Source organism: Streptomyces sp. NPDC001678 (assembly GCF_042892945.1).
Lineage (GTDB): Bacteria > Actinomycetota > Actinomycetes > Streptomycetales > Streptomycetaceae > Streptomyces.
Genome location: NZ_JBIAUP010000001.1, coordinates 34,908 through 51,750, shown reverse-complemented (window position 1 = coordinate 51,750; position 16,843 = coordinate 34,908). Strand labels below are relative to the sequence as shown.

Sequence of the window (16,843 nt, the reverse complement as noted above, 5' to 3'; positions counted from 1 at the left end):
GAACCCCTCGTGATCACCGCATCCGGTATCGAGCTGCGCGCCGGCGCACGCGTCCTCATCGAGTCCGCCTCGTTCCGCATCGCCAAGGGCGACCGCGTCGGCCTGGTCGGCCGCAACGGCGCGGGCAAGACCACCCTCACCAAGTGCCTCGCCGGTGAGGGCATCCCCGCCGCGGGCACCATCTCCCGCTCCGGTGAGGTCGGCTACCTCCCGCAGGACCCCCGCACCGGCGATCTCGACGTGCTCGCCCGCGACCGCATCCTCTCCGCGCGCGGCCTCGACGCCGTCCTGCGCAAGATGCGGGAGAACGAGGACCGGATGGCGAACGGCAAGGGCGCCACCCGCGAGAAGGCCATGAAGAAGTACGAGCGCCTGGAGACGGAGTTCCTGACCAAGGGCGGTTACGCCGCCGAGGCGGAGGCCGCGACCATCGCCGCCAGCCTCGGCCTGCCCGACCGTATCCTCACCCAGCCGCTGCACACCCTCTCCGGTGGTCAGCGCCGCCGGGTCGAGCTGGCCCGGATCCTCTTCTCGGACGCCGACACCCTGCTCCTGGACGAGCCCACCAACCACCTCGACGCCGACTCCATCGCCTGGCTGCGGGACTACCTCAGGACCTACCGCGGCGGCTTCATCGTGATCTCCCACGACGTCGACCTAGTCGAGACGGTCGTCAACAAGGTCTTCTACCTCGACGCGAACCGTTCGCAGATCGACGTCTACAACATGGGCTGGAAGCTCTACCAGCAGCAGCGCGAGGCCGACGAGAAGCGCCGCAAGCGCGAGCGGCAGAACGCCGAGAAGAAGGCCGCGGCCCTCAATTCGCAGGCCGACAAGATGCGCGCCAAGGCCACCAAGACCGTCGCCGCGCAGAACATGGCCAAGCGGGCCGAGAAGCTGCTCTCGGGCCTGGAGGCGGTGCGCGTCTCCGACAAGGTCGCCAAGCTCCGCTTCCCCGAGCCCGCGCCCTGCGGGAAGACCCCGCTCACCGCCGAGGGCCTGTCCAAGTCCTACGGCTCGCTGGAGATCTTCACCGACGTCGACCTGGCCATCGACAAGGGCTCCCGCGTGGTCATCCTCGGCCTCAACGGCGCCGGCAAGACCACCCTGCTGCGGCTGCTCGCGGGCGCCGAGAAGCCCGACACCGGCGCCGTCACCCCCGGTCACGGCCTCAAGCTGGGCTACTACGCCCAGGAGCACGAGACGCTGGACCCGGAGCGCACGGTCCTGGAGAACATGCGCTCCTCCGCGCCCGACCTCGATCTCGTCGAGGTCCGCAAGGTGCTGGGCTCCTTCCTGTTCTCCGGCGACGACGTCGACAAGCCCGCGGGCGTGCTCTCCGGCGGTGAGAAGACCCGGCTGGCGCTGGCCACGCTCGTCGTCTCCTCCGCCAACGTCCTCCTCCTCGACGAGCCCACCAACAACCTCGACCCGGCCAGCCGCGAGGAGATCCTCGGCGCGCTGCGCACCTACAAGGGCGCCGTGGTGCTGGTGACGCACGACGAGGGCGCCGTGGACGCCCTGGAGCCGGAGCGGATCATCCTGCTCCCGGACGGCGTCGAGGACCTGTGGGGCCCGGACTACGCGGACCTCGTCGCGCTCGCCTGACCGGCCCGGGACCGCTCTTGATCAGTGCGGTCCCGATCATTCGGCCGAGGCGTGATCCATCATCTGAGTGAGGGCGGCTCGTACCGGGTCACCCTCCGTCGCTCCGGCGCACGCGCTGTACGGGATGCGGGGCGCCGTTCGCGCCGCGCGGTACGGGGCCCTGTCTGACCTGCCGCTTCGCCTCGCCACCCGTACGGCCGTACGAGCCCGATCATGCGGAATTGCCTGCTCCAGGGCCTGTCGTGGCCGGAAAACACGGACGTCCGTTCCCTTGGACTTCTTATGGACCTTGCCGAATGGGTGGCCAGGAGGCCGCCTAGGGGTGATCATGAGAGACAAGAGGCGCATCTCCCATGAGGAGGCACGGGTGGCCGAGACTCTGAAGAAGGGCAGCCGGGTGACCGGCGCCGCGCGCGAAAAGCTCGCGGCAGACCTGAAGAAGAAGTACGACTCCGGTGCGAGCATCAGGGCGCTGGCCGAAGAGACCGGTCGCTCCTATGGCTTCGTCCACCGGATGCTCACGGAATCCGGCGTGGTCCTGCGGGGCCGCGGTGGAGCGACGCGCGGCAAGAAGGCCGCCTCGGTCTGACGCCGCGCACCTTGTGAGAAAAGCGGTCAGGACAGTCCCACCCGGTCGGCCGACCGGCCGTCCGGGTGGTTACTGTGCAGTCACATAAATGACTGCGGGCAATTCGGAGGCCCCCATGACTGCCAGCGAGACCTTGCTCGACCAGGACGGCGTACGACTCACCGTCGATGACACGGTGGCCACCGTCACCCTCACCAACCCCGCCAAGCGCAACGCGCAGTCGCCCGCGCTCTGGCGGGCGCTGACCGAGGCGGGACGGCGGCTGCCGGGCACCGTGCGGGTCGTGGTGCTCCAGGGCGAGGGCAAGTCCTTCTCCGCCGGCCTCGACCGGCAGGCGTTCACGCCCGAGGGCTTCGACGGCGAGCCGTCCTTCCTGGACCTGGCCCGCGGCACCGACGAGGCGCTGGACGCCGAGATCGCCGCGTACCAGGAGGCGTTCACCTGGTGGCGGCGCAGCGACATCGTCTCCATAGCCGCCGTCCAGGGCCATGCCATCGGCGCGGGCTTCCAGCTCGCCCTCGCCTGCGACCTGCGCGTCTGTGCCGACGACGCGCAGTTCGCCATGCGCGAGACCAGCCTGGGGCTGGTGCCCGACCTCACCGGCACCCATCCGCTGGTGTCGCTCGTGGGCTATGCCCGGGCGCTGGAGATCTGTGCCACGGGCCGCTTCGTCCACGCCGCCGAGGCCGAGCGCATCGGCCTGGCCAATGTGGTCGTCCCCCTCGCGGAGCTCCCCGCCGCCACCGCCGACCTCACCGCGGCCCTGCTGGCGGCGCCGCGCGACGCGGTCGTCGAGACCAAGGCACTGCTGCGCGGCGCCCTCGACCGTACGTACGAGGAGCAGCGCGTCGCGGAGCGCGCGGCGCAGGCGCGCCGGCTGCGCGACCTCGCGGGCCTCGGGGAGTGACACCGAAGAGCTTCCCGCGCCCCTCCTCCTGACCGGCGCCGGGCCGGATTTCCCCTCGATACTTCCCTCGGTACTTCCCCTCGATCGCCCAAGCGGGGCGCGGCGACCCCGCCTATGGTGGCTAGGGACGGGAAGAGAGGCGAACGCCGATGACCGACACATCGAGTCAGCCCCACCAGACCGGTCAGAAGTCCGGCCCCGCCGTGGGCCGGCCCCCCGGCTCCGGCAAGGAGCCGGTCGCCCCCGCCGAGCGGGGTCGCACCACCATCGCCGACGGCGTCGTGGAGAAGATCGCCGGCCTCGCGGCCCGCGACGTCGTCGGCGTCCACGCCCTGGGCAGCGGTCTGTCCCGCACCTTCGGGGCCGTCCGCGACCGGGTGCCCGGCGGGCGGTCCGTCGCCCGGGGAGTGAAGGCCGAGGTCGGTGAGGTCCAGACGGCCCTCGATCTGGAGATCGTGGTGGATTACGGCGTCGCCATCGCGGATGTCGCCCGCGCCGTGCGGGAAAACGTCATCACGGCGGTGGAGCGGATGACGGGCCTGGAGGTCGTCGAGGTCAACATCGCCGTGACCGACGTCAAGCTGCCGGACGAGGAAGAGGAAGAGCCGGAGCCCAGGCTCCAGTGAGGAGCGCGTGATGAGCATGGCCGTGGCCGGCATGATCGCCGGCATGGCGCTCGGTTTCGCCGGCTACTTCGGGGGGTTCGGCGCTTTTCTGCTGGTAGCAGCGCTGGGCGCGCTCGGGTTCGTGGCCGGGCGGCTCCTCGACGGCGATCTGGAACCGGGTGAGTTCTCACGGCTGCTGCGTCCGCGCGACCGCGACCGTGACCGGCACGGGAGGTAGGGCGTGCGGGGAGGACGCGCGGTGGTGCCCGCCGAGCGCGGCGCCACCCGGATCGCCGACCGTGTCGTCGCGAAGATCGCCTCCCGGGCGGCCCTGGAGGCGCTGAGCGGCACGGCACCACCCGAGGACCATGAGCCCCCGCGCGCCTCCGTCGTCGTCCACGACGGCTCCGCCCGGGTACGGGTCCTCGTGGAGCTGGACTACCCCGCCGACATCGGCGCGCGCTGCCGTGCCGTGCGTGAGCGGATCGCCGAACGGGTCGGGGAACTGACGGGGATGGAAGTGCCCGAGGTGGTCATCACGGTCGAGCGGCTGCACTCCGCGCACACCGGCCGGACAGCGGGGGTGCGGGTGCGATGAGCGGTCCCGTGTCACTGGAGAAGACGGCCGGGGAGGGGACACCCCAGGTCGCCGAGGGCGGCCGCGTCCCCCGCTTCCGGTCCACGCGCAGGCTGCCCGCCGCCCTGCTCGCGGCCGCGACCCTGGCCGTCGCCGGGCTCTTGCTCTACGACATCGCCGCCGTCCGCGCCGGCCACCCCGCCATGGCCTGGCGCCGCCGGCTCGCCCACGAGCTGGCGACCCGTCACCTGGGCGACGGGCTGGTGATCGCCGGTGCGGTGGCGGCCGTTCTCGTCGGCTGCTGGCTGATCGTCCTCGCCGTCGCCCCGGGCCTGCGCGGAGTGCTGCCGATGCGCCGCGCCGACGGCACGGGCGACGACGGGGTACGGGCCGGACTGGAACGCGGGGCGGCGGCCCTGGTGCTCCGCGACCGGGTGATGGAAGTCCCCGGCGTCCAGAGCGTCCGCGTCGACGTCGGCCGGCGCGTGGTCCGCGCCCGGGCCCGCTCCCACTTCCGGGACCTGGACGAGGTGCGGACGGACGTGAACACCGTACTGGCCGAGGGCGTGAGAGAGCTGGGGCTGGCCCGGGAGCCGTCCCTGTCCGTGCACGTACGACGCCCGGCGAAGAAGTGACCGGGGTGGGGTGGTTTTCGCGGTGCTGAAGACCGTCAACCGGCTGCTGACCGGGCTCGCCGGAGCGCTGCTGCTGGCGCTCGGCGCCGCGGTGCTGATCGGCGCGCTGGACCTGCCGCGCCGCTGGGGCTTCGAACTGCCGTCGTCCTGGCCGTTCGACGGCCCGGACGACGTGCTGCTGCCGGGCGCGGACCTGCGCAGGTGGCGCGACAGGGGCTGGTGGTGGCCGGTGGTCATCGCGACCCTGGCCGTCGTCGTCCTGCTGGCCGCGTGGTGGCTCTCTGCCCAGGCCCGCCGACGCCGGCTGCGCGCGGTGGTCGTCCACAGCGGCGGCGGAGAGGTGGCGTCGGTGCGGGGACGGGCGCTGGAGGAGGTCATGGAAGCGGAGGCGGAGGGGATGCCGGGGGTGGAACGGGCGGCCGTCGAGCTGAGCGGCCGCCGGACCGCGCCCCGGGCACGGGTCGTCCTGACCCTGGGCGCCCACGGGGCACCGGGGGCGGCGCTGGCCCGACTACGGGAGGAAGTCCTCCACCACGCACGGGTGTCGGCGGGCCTGGCCCGGCTCCCGGCGGAGGTACGGCTACGGGCGGTGAGGCACCGGGCGGAGCGGGTGGGGTGACGGGGGTTGGCGGAGGGGGCAGCCGAGTTCCGGTCGCGCGCGGTTCGGGGAGCAGGTCACCAGCGCCACGGACAGGAACGAGGTGCCGCGCAGGTAGAACCCGAGCGATACGTCACCGCCCTGTGCCAGCCGCTCGGCGGCGGAGGCGGCGAGGGCCGCCGGCCGGGGCGTGTGCTCGGTCAGCCGTTCCGCCAGCCACTCGGCGGCTTCCTTGGGCTCGTCCCATGTGCCCTGGATCAGCCTGGGTGGTTTCAGCAGCCACAGGGCCGTCTCGATGGGCGGGATGTCGGTGGTCTTCCAGGCGGTGACGGCTTCGCGGTAGCGCTGCTGTACCTCGTCGGGGCTGGTGGGGGCCGGTGGGACGGACGGTGGTGGGCGGCGGACGCTCTCCTTGTCGAAGGCGGCCTTCTCGCCAGCCCAGAGGTACCCGTGAACGTGCAACTCGTCTTCCTGTCCGGGGAACGTGGGTGACGGCCCCCGCCTCCTCCGGAAGGCGGGGGCCGCCGGTTACGGGGCCGGTCAGGCCGTGAGGCCGAAGCGGCCGGGGTCGATGCCCGCCGCGTTCAGCTCGGCGGTGGTGAACCTCAGCGGCTGCGCGTCGGGCCGCTTGCTGTCGCCGAGGGCGTAGGCGTCCTCGGCGATGCGGGCGAGGGTGATGCAGGATTCGCCGTCGGGGTGGGTGTTGCCGCCGCACGCCGTGGCGAATCGAGCGCCGTCGATGTCGAGCCCGTACAGGTCAGTCATGGCGAACCTTCCTGAGCGATAGGAGGACGCAGAGGCAGCCATCGGCATTGGTTTGTTGCGTGGGTGCCCCGGCGTCCACGGACATTGGCACATCGTGGGGCTCGTGACGCGTCGAGACCAGTTTTATTCACGTCCTGGGGTAAAGATCACCGACGGCAGGCCGCTGACCATTCCGCCAGTTTCTCCCTGGCCGCTTCACCGAAAAGCGCATATTCCTCGTAGCGGTCGAAGTCCGCCCGGTATGCGGTTACGTCGCGATGATCCCGGAGGATCAAGGCTCCTGTGCCGGTCTCGACCGTGGCCAGTCGTCGGTCGTAGACAGTGAAGGTGCTCAGGGGAGTCTCTGGAATGCAGCCGCTCAACGGAATGATGCCGAGGCGTACGTTCGGGATTCGGGAAACCGAAGCAAGCCGGTCGAGCTGCATGGCCATCGCCATGGGTGGGAGGAGCGGCCAGCGTGCGGCCTGTTCCGTGAGCAGGAATGTAAAGAATTTCGACGAGTCATAGAGCACGCTCTGCCGTTCCAGCTTCTTGGCGACAGTCTTGGACTGGTCGCCGGGCACGTCGGCGATGCTGGCCCGTACATATTCCGGCGTGGCGAGCAGACCGGTGATCATCGACAGAAGGAAGAAACGGAACTCTGTCGTAATGGATTCTAGTCGCGCCAGCTCGTTCTGTTTTTTATCGAGACCTCTGCGGCGGGACGACCAATTGTCTTGCCACTCCGTGTTGGCCGTTCGAGCCAGGATGAGAACCTGAGCGGCGAGAGGGCCGGCGACCCCGAGGGCTTCCAGTATCAGCTCTACATCGACAATAGTGGGTGTGAGTTTCCCGCTTTCGATGTTGCTGATCTTTGTTTGGGACATCGCGCAGCGGCGGGCGAGCCAGGTCTGCGTCCTCCCGGCTCGCCGCCGTTGGTCTCGCAGCGATTCCGCTAGGTCCGACCTGGACTGACCCAGCCTTTCCGGCTCAAAGGTCAAGGCCCTTCACATACTCCTCGAAGGGCACCGACTCTTCCATGGCGATTCGCTGGTATTCGACGAAATGTGCCACATCGCCTTCGTGGACTTCGCGGCTGATCTGCCTGCCGTCCGGGTGGTAGTGCATGAGTACCACCTCGGCGCGGTCGAACATCCAGAAGTCGCGGACTCCTTCGAGAGGGTTCCTGCGGCCGGTCACGTCGAGGATGCGGATTTCTTCACCTGCGAGGGTGTGGGGTGCGTAGTACCGCGAGAATTCGAATCGCAGGTACTCGGACAGCGGTCGGGTGACGATGTGGACCCGTCCCTGAGCACGTCCCTCGCCCACTTGTCGGCGCAGCCGGTCGGTGTAGCCGGTCGATACCGTGGCGGGGTCGACGCGGGCCCCGTTGCGGAACGCCTGCAGCTCCTGGGTCTCCTGCGGCATGAGGTACTGCGGCAGGGTTTCAAGGCGCCATGCTTCCCGTTCGAAGCCCAGGAATCGTGCCTGCCATGCCTCACCATCCAAGAGCACGAAACGCCTCCCTCAGTACGCGCTCGGGGATCTCCACGAGCCCTTCGCCGACCGAGGGCTTGAAGGCCTCGGACGTCTCGCCCTGAACCAGGAACGATCCGGTGGCCGTCCGGTAGACGTTCGGGCAGTCGTCCTCGCCGCATTCACTGTTCCCGTTCCCGTTCGCGCTGCCGGTAAGCCGGGTGAGTTCCTGGCGCGCCATGGTGAACCCCCTTGTGATCGAGCCCTGTCGGGTCGGGCGACCACGACCGTAGGGGAGCCGCGGACTGCCGTCCATGCGGAGACGCGGATATTCGCGTGATCGCATAAACCGTGCCCGGGGCGGCCGGAAGGGCGGTGCCCGGAGCGTGAGCCTCGTCGCGGCCCGGCGCTCCGGGCAGGCAAACCGGACCGCCCTCAGAACCCGTGACGCGCCCCGCCGTCCACCGGCAGCATCACACCCGTCACATACGACGCCGCCGGCGACAGCAGGAACGCGGCCGTCCGGCCGAACTCGTCCGGCTGTCCGTACCGCCCCAGCGGGATCGTCGCCGAGCGGCGGGCGCGGGCGGTTTCCGGGTCGCCGGAGAGGGCGTCGAGCTCGCGCATGCGGTCCGTCGCGATGCGGCCCGGCAGCAGGCCGACGACGCGGATGCCGCGTGGGGCGACCTCCAGGGAGAGGGACTTGGCGAAGCCCGCGAGACCCGGGCGGAGGCCGTTGGAGATCGTCAGGCCGGGGATCGGCTCGTGGACCGACGCCGAGAGGACGAAGCCGATCACACCGCCCTCGCCGAGCGCGCCGGCCGCCGCGCGGGCCAGCCGGACCGCGCCGAGGAAGACGGATTCGAAGGCGGCGCGCCACTGGTCGTCGTCGTTGTCGGCGGCCGAGCCGGGCGGCGGGCCGCCGACGCTGATGAGTACGCCGTCCAGGCGGCCGAAGCGCTCCCGGGCGGTGTCCAGGAGCCGCTCGGCCGAGGCGGGGTCGGCGTTGTCGGCGGCCACGCCGACGGCGCCCGCGCCGAGTTCCCCGGCCGCCGCCTCGGCCGTCTTCGCGTCCCGCCCGGAGATCACCACGCGGGCCCCGTCGGCGACCAGCGCGCGGGCGGTGGCGAAGCCCAGGCCGCGGCTCGCGCCGGTCAGTACGTACACCCGGTCCTCAAGTCCAAGATCCATGGCGTCAGTCTGCCGTGTCCCGCCCCGTCAGCAGAAGGGCCGTGCCCACCAGGCCGATGTGGCTGAAGGCCTGGGGGAAGTTGCCGAGCTGCCGGCCGGCCTCGGGGTCGTACTCCTCGGCGAGCAGGCCGACGTCGTTGCGCACGGCGAGGAGCCGCTCGAAGAGCTCGCGGGCCTCCTTCGTCCGGCCGGTCAGGAACAGCGCGTCGGCCAGCCAGAACGAGCAGGCCAGGAAGGCGCCCTCGCCACCGGGCACGCCGTCCACCGGCTCGCCCTCGACGCTGTAGCGGCGGACGAGGCCGTGGTGCGGCAGTTCGCGCCGGAGCGTGTCGACCGTCGAGACGACGCGGGGGTCGTCGGGCGGCAGGAAGCCGACGCGGGGGATGAGGAGGGCGGCCGCGTCGAGCTCCCGCGAGCCGTAGTACTGCGTGAACGTGCCGCGTTCGGCGTCGTAGCCCCGCTCGCAGACGTCCCGGTGGATCTCGTCGCGCAGGGCCCGCCAGCCGTCGAGGTCGCCGCGGAGCGAGGGGTCCTCCTCCAGGGTGCGCACCGCGCGGTCGGCGGCGACCCAGGCCATCACCTTCGAGTGGGTGAAGTGGCGGCGCGGGCCGCGCACCTCCCACAGCCCCGAGTCGGGCTCGCGCCAGTGGTCCTTGAGGAACTCCAGGAAGCGGCGCTGGATGTTCCAGGCGTGCGGCCGGTCGCCGAGACCGCCGCGGCGCGCCGCGCGCAGGGAGTCGATGACCTCGCCGTAGACGTCGAGCTGGAGCTGGCCCGCCGCCCGGTTGCCGACCCGGACGGGGTAGGACCGCTCGTAGCCGGGCAGCCATTCCAGCTCCGACTCGGGCAGCCGGCGCTCGCCCGCCAGCCCGTACATGATCTGGAGGTCGGCTGGGTCGCCGGCGACCGCGCGCAGCAGCCAGTCGCGCCACGCCCGGGCCTCGTCCTCGTAGCCGAGCGCGAGGAGGGTCTCCAGGGTGAGGGTGGAGTCGCGCAGCCAGCAGAACCGGTAGTCCCAGTTGCGTACGCCGCCGATCTCCTCGGGCAGGGAGGTGGTGGGGGCGGCGACGATCCCGCCGGTGGGCGCGTAGGTGAGGGCCTTGAGGGTGAGCAGGGAACGCAGCACGGCCTCGCGGTACGGGCCGCGGAACCGGCAGCGGCCGGCCCACGCGCGCCAGTCGGCCAGGCTGTGGCGCAGGGCGTCATGGGGGTCGACGAGCGCGGGGCGGGGCTCGTGGGAGGGGTGCCAGGTGAGGACGAAGGCGACCTTCTGCCCGGCCTCGACCGTGAACTCCGAGCGGGTGCTGAAGTCCCGGCCGTAGGTGGTCACGGGCGGCTCGCTGCGCAGCCAGACGGAGTCGGGGCCGGCGACGGCGACGTGGTGGCCGTCGCCGCGGCGCATCCAGGGGACGATCGCGCCGTGGCCGAACCGCAGCCGCAGCACGCCCAGCATCTCGACGGACCCGCTGACGCCCTCGACGATCCGGACGAGGTCGGGGGCGCGGTCGCGCTGCGGCATGAAGTCGGTGACCTTGACGGTGCCGTCGTCGGTCTCCCAGACGGATTCCAGGACGAGGGAGTCGGCGGCGTAGGAGCGGTGGGCGCACTCGCCGGCGCCCACGGGGGCGAGCCGCCAGTGGCCGTGGTCCTCGCCGCCGAGCAGCGCGGCGAAGCAGGCGGCCGAGTCGAAGCGGGGCAGGCAGAGCCAGTCGACGGAGCCGTTCCGGCCGACGAGGGCGGCGGTTTGCAGATCGCCGATGAGCGCGTAGTCCTCGATGAGTGCTGACACGCGGGGCGTCCTTCCCCGGCCCCGCGCGGGCTACTCCGCAGGCGCGGCTGTCCGGGCGACCTCGCCGTCCTCGCCGCCCCCGGCGGACGCGGCTTCGGCAGCGGCGGTGGAAGCGGTCGCGGCCGCTGCCGCGGCGTCGGCGGCCCGGTCGCGGCGCTCTCGGCGGACCAGGACGAACCAGCCGACGGGCACGCACGCGCTGAACAGCCACCACTGGACGGCATACGCCATGTGGTTGCCGATGCTGCTGTGGTCCGGGTCGGGTACGGGCTGGGGCTGCTTGTCGCCCGTGGGGGAGATCAGCTCGACATAGCCGCCGAGGACGGGGCGGTGGAGCTCCTTGGCCTGGCGCTCGCTGTTGATGAGCATGATCATGCGGGGCGGCAGGCCCTTGGTGTCCTTGATGCCGCTGCCCGGCGTCTCGTCGGCGCGCAGCCGGCCCGTGACGGTGACCTTGCCGGAGGGCGCCGCGGGGACGGCCGGGAACGCCAGCTGGCCGCCGTCGGCGGGGATCCAGCCGCGGTTGACGAGGAGCGCCGTACCGTTGTCCAGCACCAGCGGCGTGATCACCATAAAGCCGGACTTGCCGGACTCGTCGGTGCGGTAGCGGACGACGACCTCGCCCTTGGTGTCGAAGGTGCCGGTCGCGGTGACCTTGCGCCAGACGTTCTCCTGCGGGACCTCACGGCCGGGGGCGCTGAGCGTGCCGACGGGCGCGGGGGCGTACGCCAGGCTGTGGGCGATCCGGTCGTTGCGCGCGACCCTCTGCTCATGGCGGTGGAACTGCCAGAAGCCCAGTTTGATCATCGCCGGAATGAGGGCGAGCCCCACGAGCGTGAGGATCACCCACTGCCGGGTCAGCAGGAAGCGGTACACGCGTTTGACGGTACCTGGTGGGGTTCGCCCCCCTTGCCACGGGGGCCCGCCCCCTCGCTCAGGCGCCGCCCTCCGCCGGGGTGACGTGCGACAGCAGCTGGACGAACGCCGCCTCGTCGATCACGGGCGTACCGAACGAGCGGGCCTTGACGACCTTGGAGGTGGGGGAGCCGGGGTCGTTGGTCACCAGCACACTGGTGAGCCGGGAGATGCTCGTGGCCACATGGAGACCCGCCTCCACGGCCCGGTCCTCCAGCAGCTCCCGGTCGATGGAGGTGTCCCCGGAGAACGCCACCCGCATCCCCTGCTTGAGCTGCCCGCCCGGCGCGTAACGGCCGGGGTTGGGGTAGGGGCACGCCGGGCGCTTGCGGCTGGCCCGCCAGGTGCCGGTGCCGCCCCGGTAGGACGGCTGATAACCGACCCTCGCCGAGTACGCCGGCGCGGCCGTCGGGCCGTCGGACCACTCGGTCAGCGGCTGGCAGGCCAGCAGCGGCAGCCGCAGCCCCGCCCCCGCCGCCAGGTGGAGGCTCGGCCGGAACGCCTCGGCCAGCACCCGGGCGTCGTCCAGCGCGTGGTGGGCGCGCTGCTGCACGACGCCGTAGTGCGCGGCGAGCGACTCCAGCTTGTGGTTCGGCAGGGGGAGCTTCAGCTCCTTCGACAGCGCGATGGTGCACAGCCGCTGCCGCACCGGGGCGGTGGTGCCCGCCCGGGCGTACTCCCGGGCGATCATCGACCAGTCGAAGGCCGCGTTGTGCGCGACGAGGACCCGGCCGTCGAGCCGCTTGGCGAACTCGCCGGCGATGTCCTGGAACAGCGGCGCGTCCGCGAGCACTTCGGACGTCAGCCCGTGGATCCACACCGGGCCCGGGTCGCGCTGCGGGTTGACCAGCGTGTACCACTGGTCCTCCACCTGCCCCTGGGCGTCCAGCTGGTAGACCGCGGCCGAGATTATCCGGTCGTCCCGGGCGAGCCCGGTGGTCTCCACGTCGACGACCGCGTACCCCTCGGGATACGCGGCCGGCCACGGGGTGGGCGATGCGGCGGCGGTGCGGTCTTCGAGCATGGTCCAAGAGCTTACGGGCCACCGCTGACAACGCGGGATCCGGCCGGTTCCGGCGCGGCCGGGTTCAGGCCAGCTCCGCCAGCAGCCCGCCTGCCGTCACCCGCTCCGGCCCCGCGCACGCGTCGACAGCACCGGGGAAGAGCCGGTAGACCGTGCCGGTCGCGCCGACCGGGGACAGCCCGTCCCCCTCGACGAACGCGAGGAAGACGTGGCGGCCGTCGGCCACGCGTGCGGCGGCGTGGCCGCCACTGCCCGCACTGCCGGCCGGCTCCCGGGAGTCCGGCACGCCCAGCGCGCGCAGCCGCGCCGCGAAGGCGGCGACGCCCTCGCCGTCGCGACGCCGGTAGCGCCACAGTTCGCCGCCCGGGCCGACCACGGCTGGGGCGGCCGTGCCCGGGCGGGCCGCGCCCGCGTCGCCGGTGGGCGGGTGGTCCGTGCCCGGGACGGGCGTGCCCGCAGCGCCTGCGCGGAAGGCGGCCATGTCGGCGCGGTCCGTGCCCGGGTCCGGCGTGCCCGCGCTGCCCACGCGCGGGTCGTCCGTACGCGGCCTGTCCGTGCCCGGCCCGCCCGCACCCGCGCGGTCCGCGCCCGTGCCGCCCGCGAGCGAGCGGTCCGTGCCCGCGCCGGGCTCGCCCGGCCCGTCCGACGCCGCGCCGTACGCGCGCCGCACGACGACCGTCTCGTCGCACCGCGCCGCCGCGTGCCAGCAGGCCACGTCCCACAGAGTCACCCGCGCCCCGCCCGTGAAGTGTCCCCACAGATCCCGTGCGAGCGCGCCCAGCACATCCCCGTGCCGGCCGAGGTCGTGCACACCGCTGTCACCCGGAAGGTGGACATCGGTCCACAGCGCGCGCCCGTCCGCCAGGTCCACGATCATCGGTGCGCAGATCCGGGACTCCCCGGCCAGGTCGAAGCGCTGCCGTACCGACCGGGGGTCGTACGACGCGTCCCGCGCCGCGGTGGTGCCGGAGACGGTCATGAACCCCGCGAAGGCGTCCGGCAGCTCGTCGAAGGGCACGTCGTTGAAGCTGAAGACCACCGGCACGGCATAGCGCGCCCCGGCCCCGGCGAGCGCCGTCAGGTCCAGGTCGACGTACTCGGTCGCGCCGTCCGGCGGCGGTGCCGAGGTCAGGTCGCCGGAGTGCACGGCGGCGTCGCCCCGGTACCGCAGCCGCGTGTAGTCGCACAGCCCGACCGCACGCCAGTCCTCGTCGAAGAACGCCACCGACAGATCGAGGTCCACCCGGGTGCCCTCGGGCTCCAGCCAGTGCAGGAACAGCCGCAGCACCCGGCCCCCGGGCAGCCGCAGCTCGCTGCCGCGCGGCACCGCGACGAGCGACGCCGCCGAGGACCGCTCGGCGAACGGCGCCGCCAGGGACGCCAGCCCCGGGTCCAGCACGGCGAGCTCGTAGCGGGACGCCGCGCCGAGCCGCCGTACCACCTCGGCCTCCAGCAGCCCGGCGACCCGGGCCACCAGCGCGGCGGGCAGCGGCGGCCGGATGTCGTCCACGCCCCGCGCCCCGCCCACCCGGCCCCGGGGGAAGAACACCCGCCGCGACGACGGCAGATGCCGCCCCCGCAGCGCGCCCAGCGCCCCGAGCAGCGGCCCGGGACCGGCCTTCGGCAGGCCGTGCTCCAGCGCCGCGCCCAGCTCGGGCGCGAGCTCCTCGCCCCCGTACACGCGCAGCAGCTGGTCCAGCCGCCGCACCAGCTCGCCGGGCCGCCGCGCCAGCAGCGCCACGGCCCCGGCGGCGTCCCCGCGCCGCAGCGCCTCCTCGACCCGGCCCGCCCAGGTGCGCGCGACGATCCGGACACCGTGCGGGGGCACGGGACCGCCGCTCCCCGGCCGCCACGCCCTGTCAGCAGCCCCGCCGGAGCCGTCGCCCCGCACCGTCACCGCCTCCGGGTGCTCCGCCGCCGTCCGCAGCAGTGCCTCGCCCAGCGCCTCCGCACCCGAGACCTCCGTGCCCCGCAGCGCCGCGAAGGCCAGTGCCGCTCGTGGGTGCCGCGCGTGTCCCTCGAAGGGGTGGAGGAGCTCCGCCGCGCGCTTCCACGCCTCCGGGTGCCGGAGCAGGTCCTCGACGAGCGAGGGCGTCGCGAATCCGTCCAGGACGGCCAGCAGTTCGCGCCGCAGCCCGCGCGGCACCCCGCGCAGCCGGGGCGCCGACAGCAGGTCCGCCTCGCCGCCGGACCACACCCACAGCAGGCGCAGCACATCCGTGGCGGTCGTCAGCAGCTTCGGCAGCCGCTCCCGCACGGCGGCGACGGTCGTGGGCCCGCCGTCGCGCAGCAGCGTGCCGAGCACCAGCGCCCTGGTCTCGCGTACGGGGACGTCGGCGGGCAGCCAGCCCAGGCCGCCCGGCTCGGCGTGTGCCAGGAGGACCTTGACGTCGTCGCGGTCCCGCGGGGACAGCGGCGTGGCGCGGGCCAGCAGCCCGGTCAGCTCGGCGGCCGCGTCCGCCGTCCGCGAGGTGCCCAGCACGAGCAGCCGCAGCGGCTCGTCCGGATACGACCGGGCGACGGCGCCGTCGGGCCGGGCGGGCCGCAGGAAGGGATCCGTACGGTTGACGCGCCGGTGGCACAGCGGGCAGCCCGTGTAGTCCGCGCCGTCCCAGCAGGAGCGGCACACCAGATGCGCGCACGGCGCGACGGGCAGCACGGCCCCGACCGTGCCGCACAGCACGCACGGCTGTTCCGGCCGCTGGAGCAGCAGGCCGAAGACCCGGTCCACGAAGAGGGCGTCCGTGTCCTTCGGCACCGACCGGGGGAAGCCGCGGAAGAGCGGCATGTGCGTACGGTCGGCGCCCAGCTGCGCGTCGATCGCGTGCAGCAGACCCCGCCCGGCATCGGCGAGGGCCCGCGCCCCGGCACCCGCCAGCGCCGTGCGCAGCGGTTCGGTCAGCGCGTGCCCCCGGTCCAGCAACTCGCCCTCCAGCGCGGTCAGTCCGGCCGCGACGGCGGGCGCGCTCACCGCGGCGGGCGGCGACGGCTCATGGTCGACGTAGACGGTCCGGGCGCGGCGGAGCAGCACGGCATGGAGCGTGGACACGAAGCGGATCCCCCTGAGAAAGCGAAAACGGGGGCGGAGAGCGGGCGCGCTCGGATTCATTTTGGCGATGAGGAGAAGGAAGCACACCGCGGAGCCGCCCCCGCACCCCGATTCTAGGCAGGGGCCGATCAAGGCGGCCAACCCTTTTCCCAGCTGCGGTACCCGTTGGTAACAACCCCTAGCGGCCCGCCCTCCGGCGCGCTTATGGTGCGGCCATGCCGCACCTACCGGACGTGGTCCTGTGGTCCATACCCGCCTTCATCCTGCTCACCGCACTGGAGTTGGTGAGCTACCGGCTGCATCCCGACGACCGCTCCGAGGGCTACGAGGCCAAGGACGCGGCGACCAGCGTCGGCATGGGGCTGGGCAGCCTCCTCTTCGACGCGCTGTGGAAGATCCCGATCGTCGCGGTCTACACGGCCCTCTACGAACTCACCCCCCTGCGCGTGCCCGTGCTGTGGTGGACGCTGCCGCTGATGCTGCTCGCGCAGGACTTCTGCTACTACTGGTCCCACCGGGGCCACCACGTCGTACGGATCCTGTGGGCCTGCCACGTGGTGCACCACTCCAGCCGCAAGTTCAACTTCACCACCGCGCTGCGCCAGCCGTGGACCACGCTGACGGTCTGGCCGTTCTATGTGCCGATGGTGCTGGCCGGGGTGCACCCGGCGGCGGTGGCGTTCTGCTCGTCGGTCAACCTCGTCTACCAGTTCTGGGTGCACACCGAGCGGGTCGGCAAGCTGCCCCGGCCCCTCGAGTACGTGCTGAACACGCCCTCGCACCACCGGGTCCACCACGCCTCGCAAGGGGGTTACCTGGACCGCAACTTCGGCGGAATCCTCATCGTCTGGGACCGGATGTTCGGGTCCTTCGTGCCGGAGGGGGAGCGTCCGGTCTACGGCCTGACGAAGAACATCCACACCTACAACCCGCTGCGCGTCGCCACCCACGAGTACGCGGCCATCGGGCGCGACGTGAAGGCGGCGCGGAGCTGGCGGGAGCGGTTCGGGCGGGTCTTCCGGGGCCCCGGCTGGCAGCCGGACCGTACGTCCGAGACGACGACGGAGAAGGCGACGAAGGCGGAGAAGGCGACGAAGCCGGCGACGGTCCCCGAGCGGGTCGCGTGAGAGCGGCTC

Annotated in this window: 19 protein-coding genes; 9 read left to right on the top strand and 10 right to left on the bottom strand. The window is 72.6% G+C overall.

The features are described from left to right. Window positions 1-9: 9 nt before the first annotated feature. From ACFYZR_RS00285 to amaP, 8 genes are all read left to right on the top strand, one after another. Window positions 10-1,608, top strand: a complete 1,599-nt coding sequence (locus ACFYZR_RS00285) for an ABC-F family ATP-binding cassette domain-containing protein (protein ID WP_391902711.1) — start codon at window positions 10-12, stop codon at window positions 1,606-1,608. A gap of 367 nt (window positions 1,609-1,975) precedes the next feature. After that, entirely contained in the window at window positions 1,976-2,197 is a 222-nt protein-coding gene (locus ACFYZR_RS00280; protein ID WP_066977790.1) for a helix-turn-helix domain-containing protein, read from the top strand. 115 nt (window positions 2,198-2,312) lie between these two features. After that, on the top strand, window positions 2,313-3,104 hold the full coding sequence (locus tag ACFYZR_RS00275) for an enoyl-CoA hydratase/isomerase family protein (protein ID WP_391902708.1): 792 nt from the start codon (window positions 2,313-2,315) through the stop codon (window positions 3,102-3,104). 149 nt (window positions 3,105-3,253) lie between these two features. Continuing rightward, window positions 3,254-3,730 (top strand): Asp23/Gls24 family envelope stress response protein, encoded by a 477-nt coding sequence (locus ACFYZR_RS00270; RefSeq protein ID WP_391902705.1) that lies wholly within the window; start codon window positions 3,254-3,256, stop codon window positions 3,728-3,730. Window positions 3,731-3,740: 10 nt separating this feature from the next. Next, window positions 3,741-3,947 (top strand): hypothetical protein, encoded by a 207-nt coding sequence (locus ACFYZR_RS00265; protein ID WP_391902702.1) that lies wholly within the window; start codon window positions 3,741-3,743, stop codon window positions 3,945-3,947. Window positions 3,948-3,950: 3 nt separating this feature from the next. After that, window positions 3,951-4,307, top strand: a complete 357-nt coding sequence (locus tag ACFYZR_RS00260) for an Asp23/Gls24 family envelope stress response protein (protein ID WP_391902699.1) — start codon at window positions 3,951-3,953, stop codon at window positions 4,305-4,307. Further along, window positions 4,304-4,921, top strand: a complete 618-nt coding sequence (locus ACFYZR_RS00255) for a DUF6286 domain-containing protein (RefSeq protein WP_391902697.1) — start codon at window positions 4,304-4,306, stop codon at window positions 4,919-4,921. Before ACFYZR_RS00260 ends, ACFYZR_RS00255 begins: the two co-directional genes overlap by 4 nt. 22 nt (window positions 4,922-4,943) lie before the next feature. Then, window positions 4,944-5,540 carry an alkaline shock response membrane anchor protein AmaP gene (gene amaP, locus ACFYZR_RS00250; RefSeq protein ID WP_391902694.1) on the top strand — a complete coding sequence of 199 codons (597 nt, stop codon included), beginning with the start codon at window positions 4,944-4,946 and terminating at the stop codon, window positions 5,538-5,540. On the opposite strand, the gene ACFYZR_RS00245 is transcribed toward amaP, so the two are convergent. From ACFYZR_RS00245 to ACFYZR_RS00200, 10 genes are all read right to left on the bottom strand, one after another. After that, window positions 5,502-5,981 (bottom strand): hypothetical protein, encoded by a 480-nt coding sequence (locus ACFYZR_RS00245; protein WP_391902692.1) that lies wholly within the window; start codon window positions 5,979-5,981, stop codon window positions 5,502-5,504. The genes amaP and ACFYZR_RS00245 overlap by 39 nt on opposite strands. A gap of 78 nt (window positions 5,982-6,059) precedes the next feature. Next, window positions 6,060-6,284: a DUF397 domain-containing protein gene (locus ACFYZR_RS00240; RefSeq protein ID WP_391902689.1), complete on the bottom strand. Its 225-nt coding sequence runs from the start codon at window positions 6,282-6,284 to the stop codon at window positions 6,060-6,062. A 146-nt stretch (window positions 6,285-6,430) separates the two neighbouring features. Next, complete coding sequence (locus ACFYZR_RS00235; RefSeq protein WP_391902686.1) at window positions 6,431-7,264, bottom strand: helix-turn-helix domain-containing protein; 834 nt, start codon at window positions 7,262-7,264, stop codon at window positions 6,431-6,433. Further along, window positions 7,254-7,778, bottom strand: a complete 525-nt coding sequence (locus ACFYZR_RS00230; protein ID WP_391902684.1) for a DUF6879 family protein — start codon at window positions 7,776-7,778, stop codon at window positions 7,254-7,256. Before ACFYZR_RS00230 ends, ACFYZR_RS00235 begins: the two co-directional genes overlap by 11 nt. Further along, the gene (locus ACFYZR_RS00225) at window positions 7,762-7,980 is read right to left on the bottom strand and encodes a hypothetical protein (RefSeq protein WP_391902681.1); all 219 of its coding nucleotides are present in this window, start codon (window positions 7,978-7,980) and stop codon (window positions 7,762-7,764) included. Before ACFYZR_RS00225 ends, ACFYZR_RS00230 begins: the two co-directional genes overlap by 17 nt. A 194-nt stretch (window positions 7,981-8,174) precedes the next feature. Then, window positions 8,175-8,930, bottom strand: a complete 756-nt coding sequence (locus tag ACFYZR_RS00220) for an SDR family oxidoreductase (protein WP_391902679.1) — start codon at window positions 8,928-8,930, stop codon at window positions 8,175-8,177. A gap of 4 nt (window positions 8,931-8,934) precedes the next feature. Next, complete coding sequence (locus tag ACFYZR_RS00215) at window positions 8,935-10,719, bottom strand: glycoside hydrolase family 15 protein (protein ID WP_391902676.1); 1,785 nt, start codon at window positions 10,717-10,719, stop codon at window positions 8,935-8,937. Window positions 10,720-10,749: 30 nt separating this feature from the next. Beyond that, window positions 10,750-11,595 (bottom strand): SURF1 family protein, encoded by an 846-nt coding sequence (locus tag ACFYZR_RS00210; protein ID WP_391902673.1) that lies wholly within the window; start codon window positions 11,593-11,595, stop codon window positions 10,750-10,752. Window positions 11,596-11,653: 58 nt separating this feature from the next. Then, window positions 11,654-12,658: a DEDDh family exonuclease gene (locus tag ACFYZR_RS00205; protein WP_391902670.1), complete on the bottom strand. Its 1,005-nt coding sequence runs from the start codon at window positions 12,656-12,658 to the stop codon at window positions 11,654-11,656. Window positions 12,659-12,722: 64 nt separating this feature from the next. Beyond that, window positions 12,723-15,707 (bottom strand): MXAN_6230/SCO0854 family RING domain-containing protein, encoded by a 2,985-nt coding sequence (locus ACFYZR_RS00200; protein WP_391902667.1) that lies wholly within the window; start codon window positions 15,705-15,707, stop codon window positions 12,723-12,725. 215 nt (window positions 15,708-15,922) lie between these two features. Between ACFYZR_RS00200 and ACFYZR_RS00195 the strand changes: the two genes are divergently transcribed. Further along, the gene (locus tag ACFYZR_RS00195) at window positions 15,923-16,834 is read left to right on the top strand and encodes a sterol desaturase family protein (RefSeq protein WP_391902664.1); all 912 of its coding nucleotides are present in this window, start codon (window positions 15,923-15,925) and stop codon (window positions 16,832-16,834) included. The last annotated feature ends 9 nt before the right edge of the window (window positions 16,835-16,843 follow it).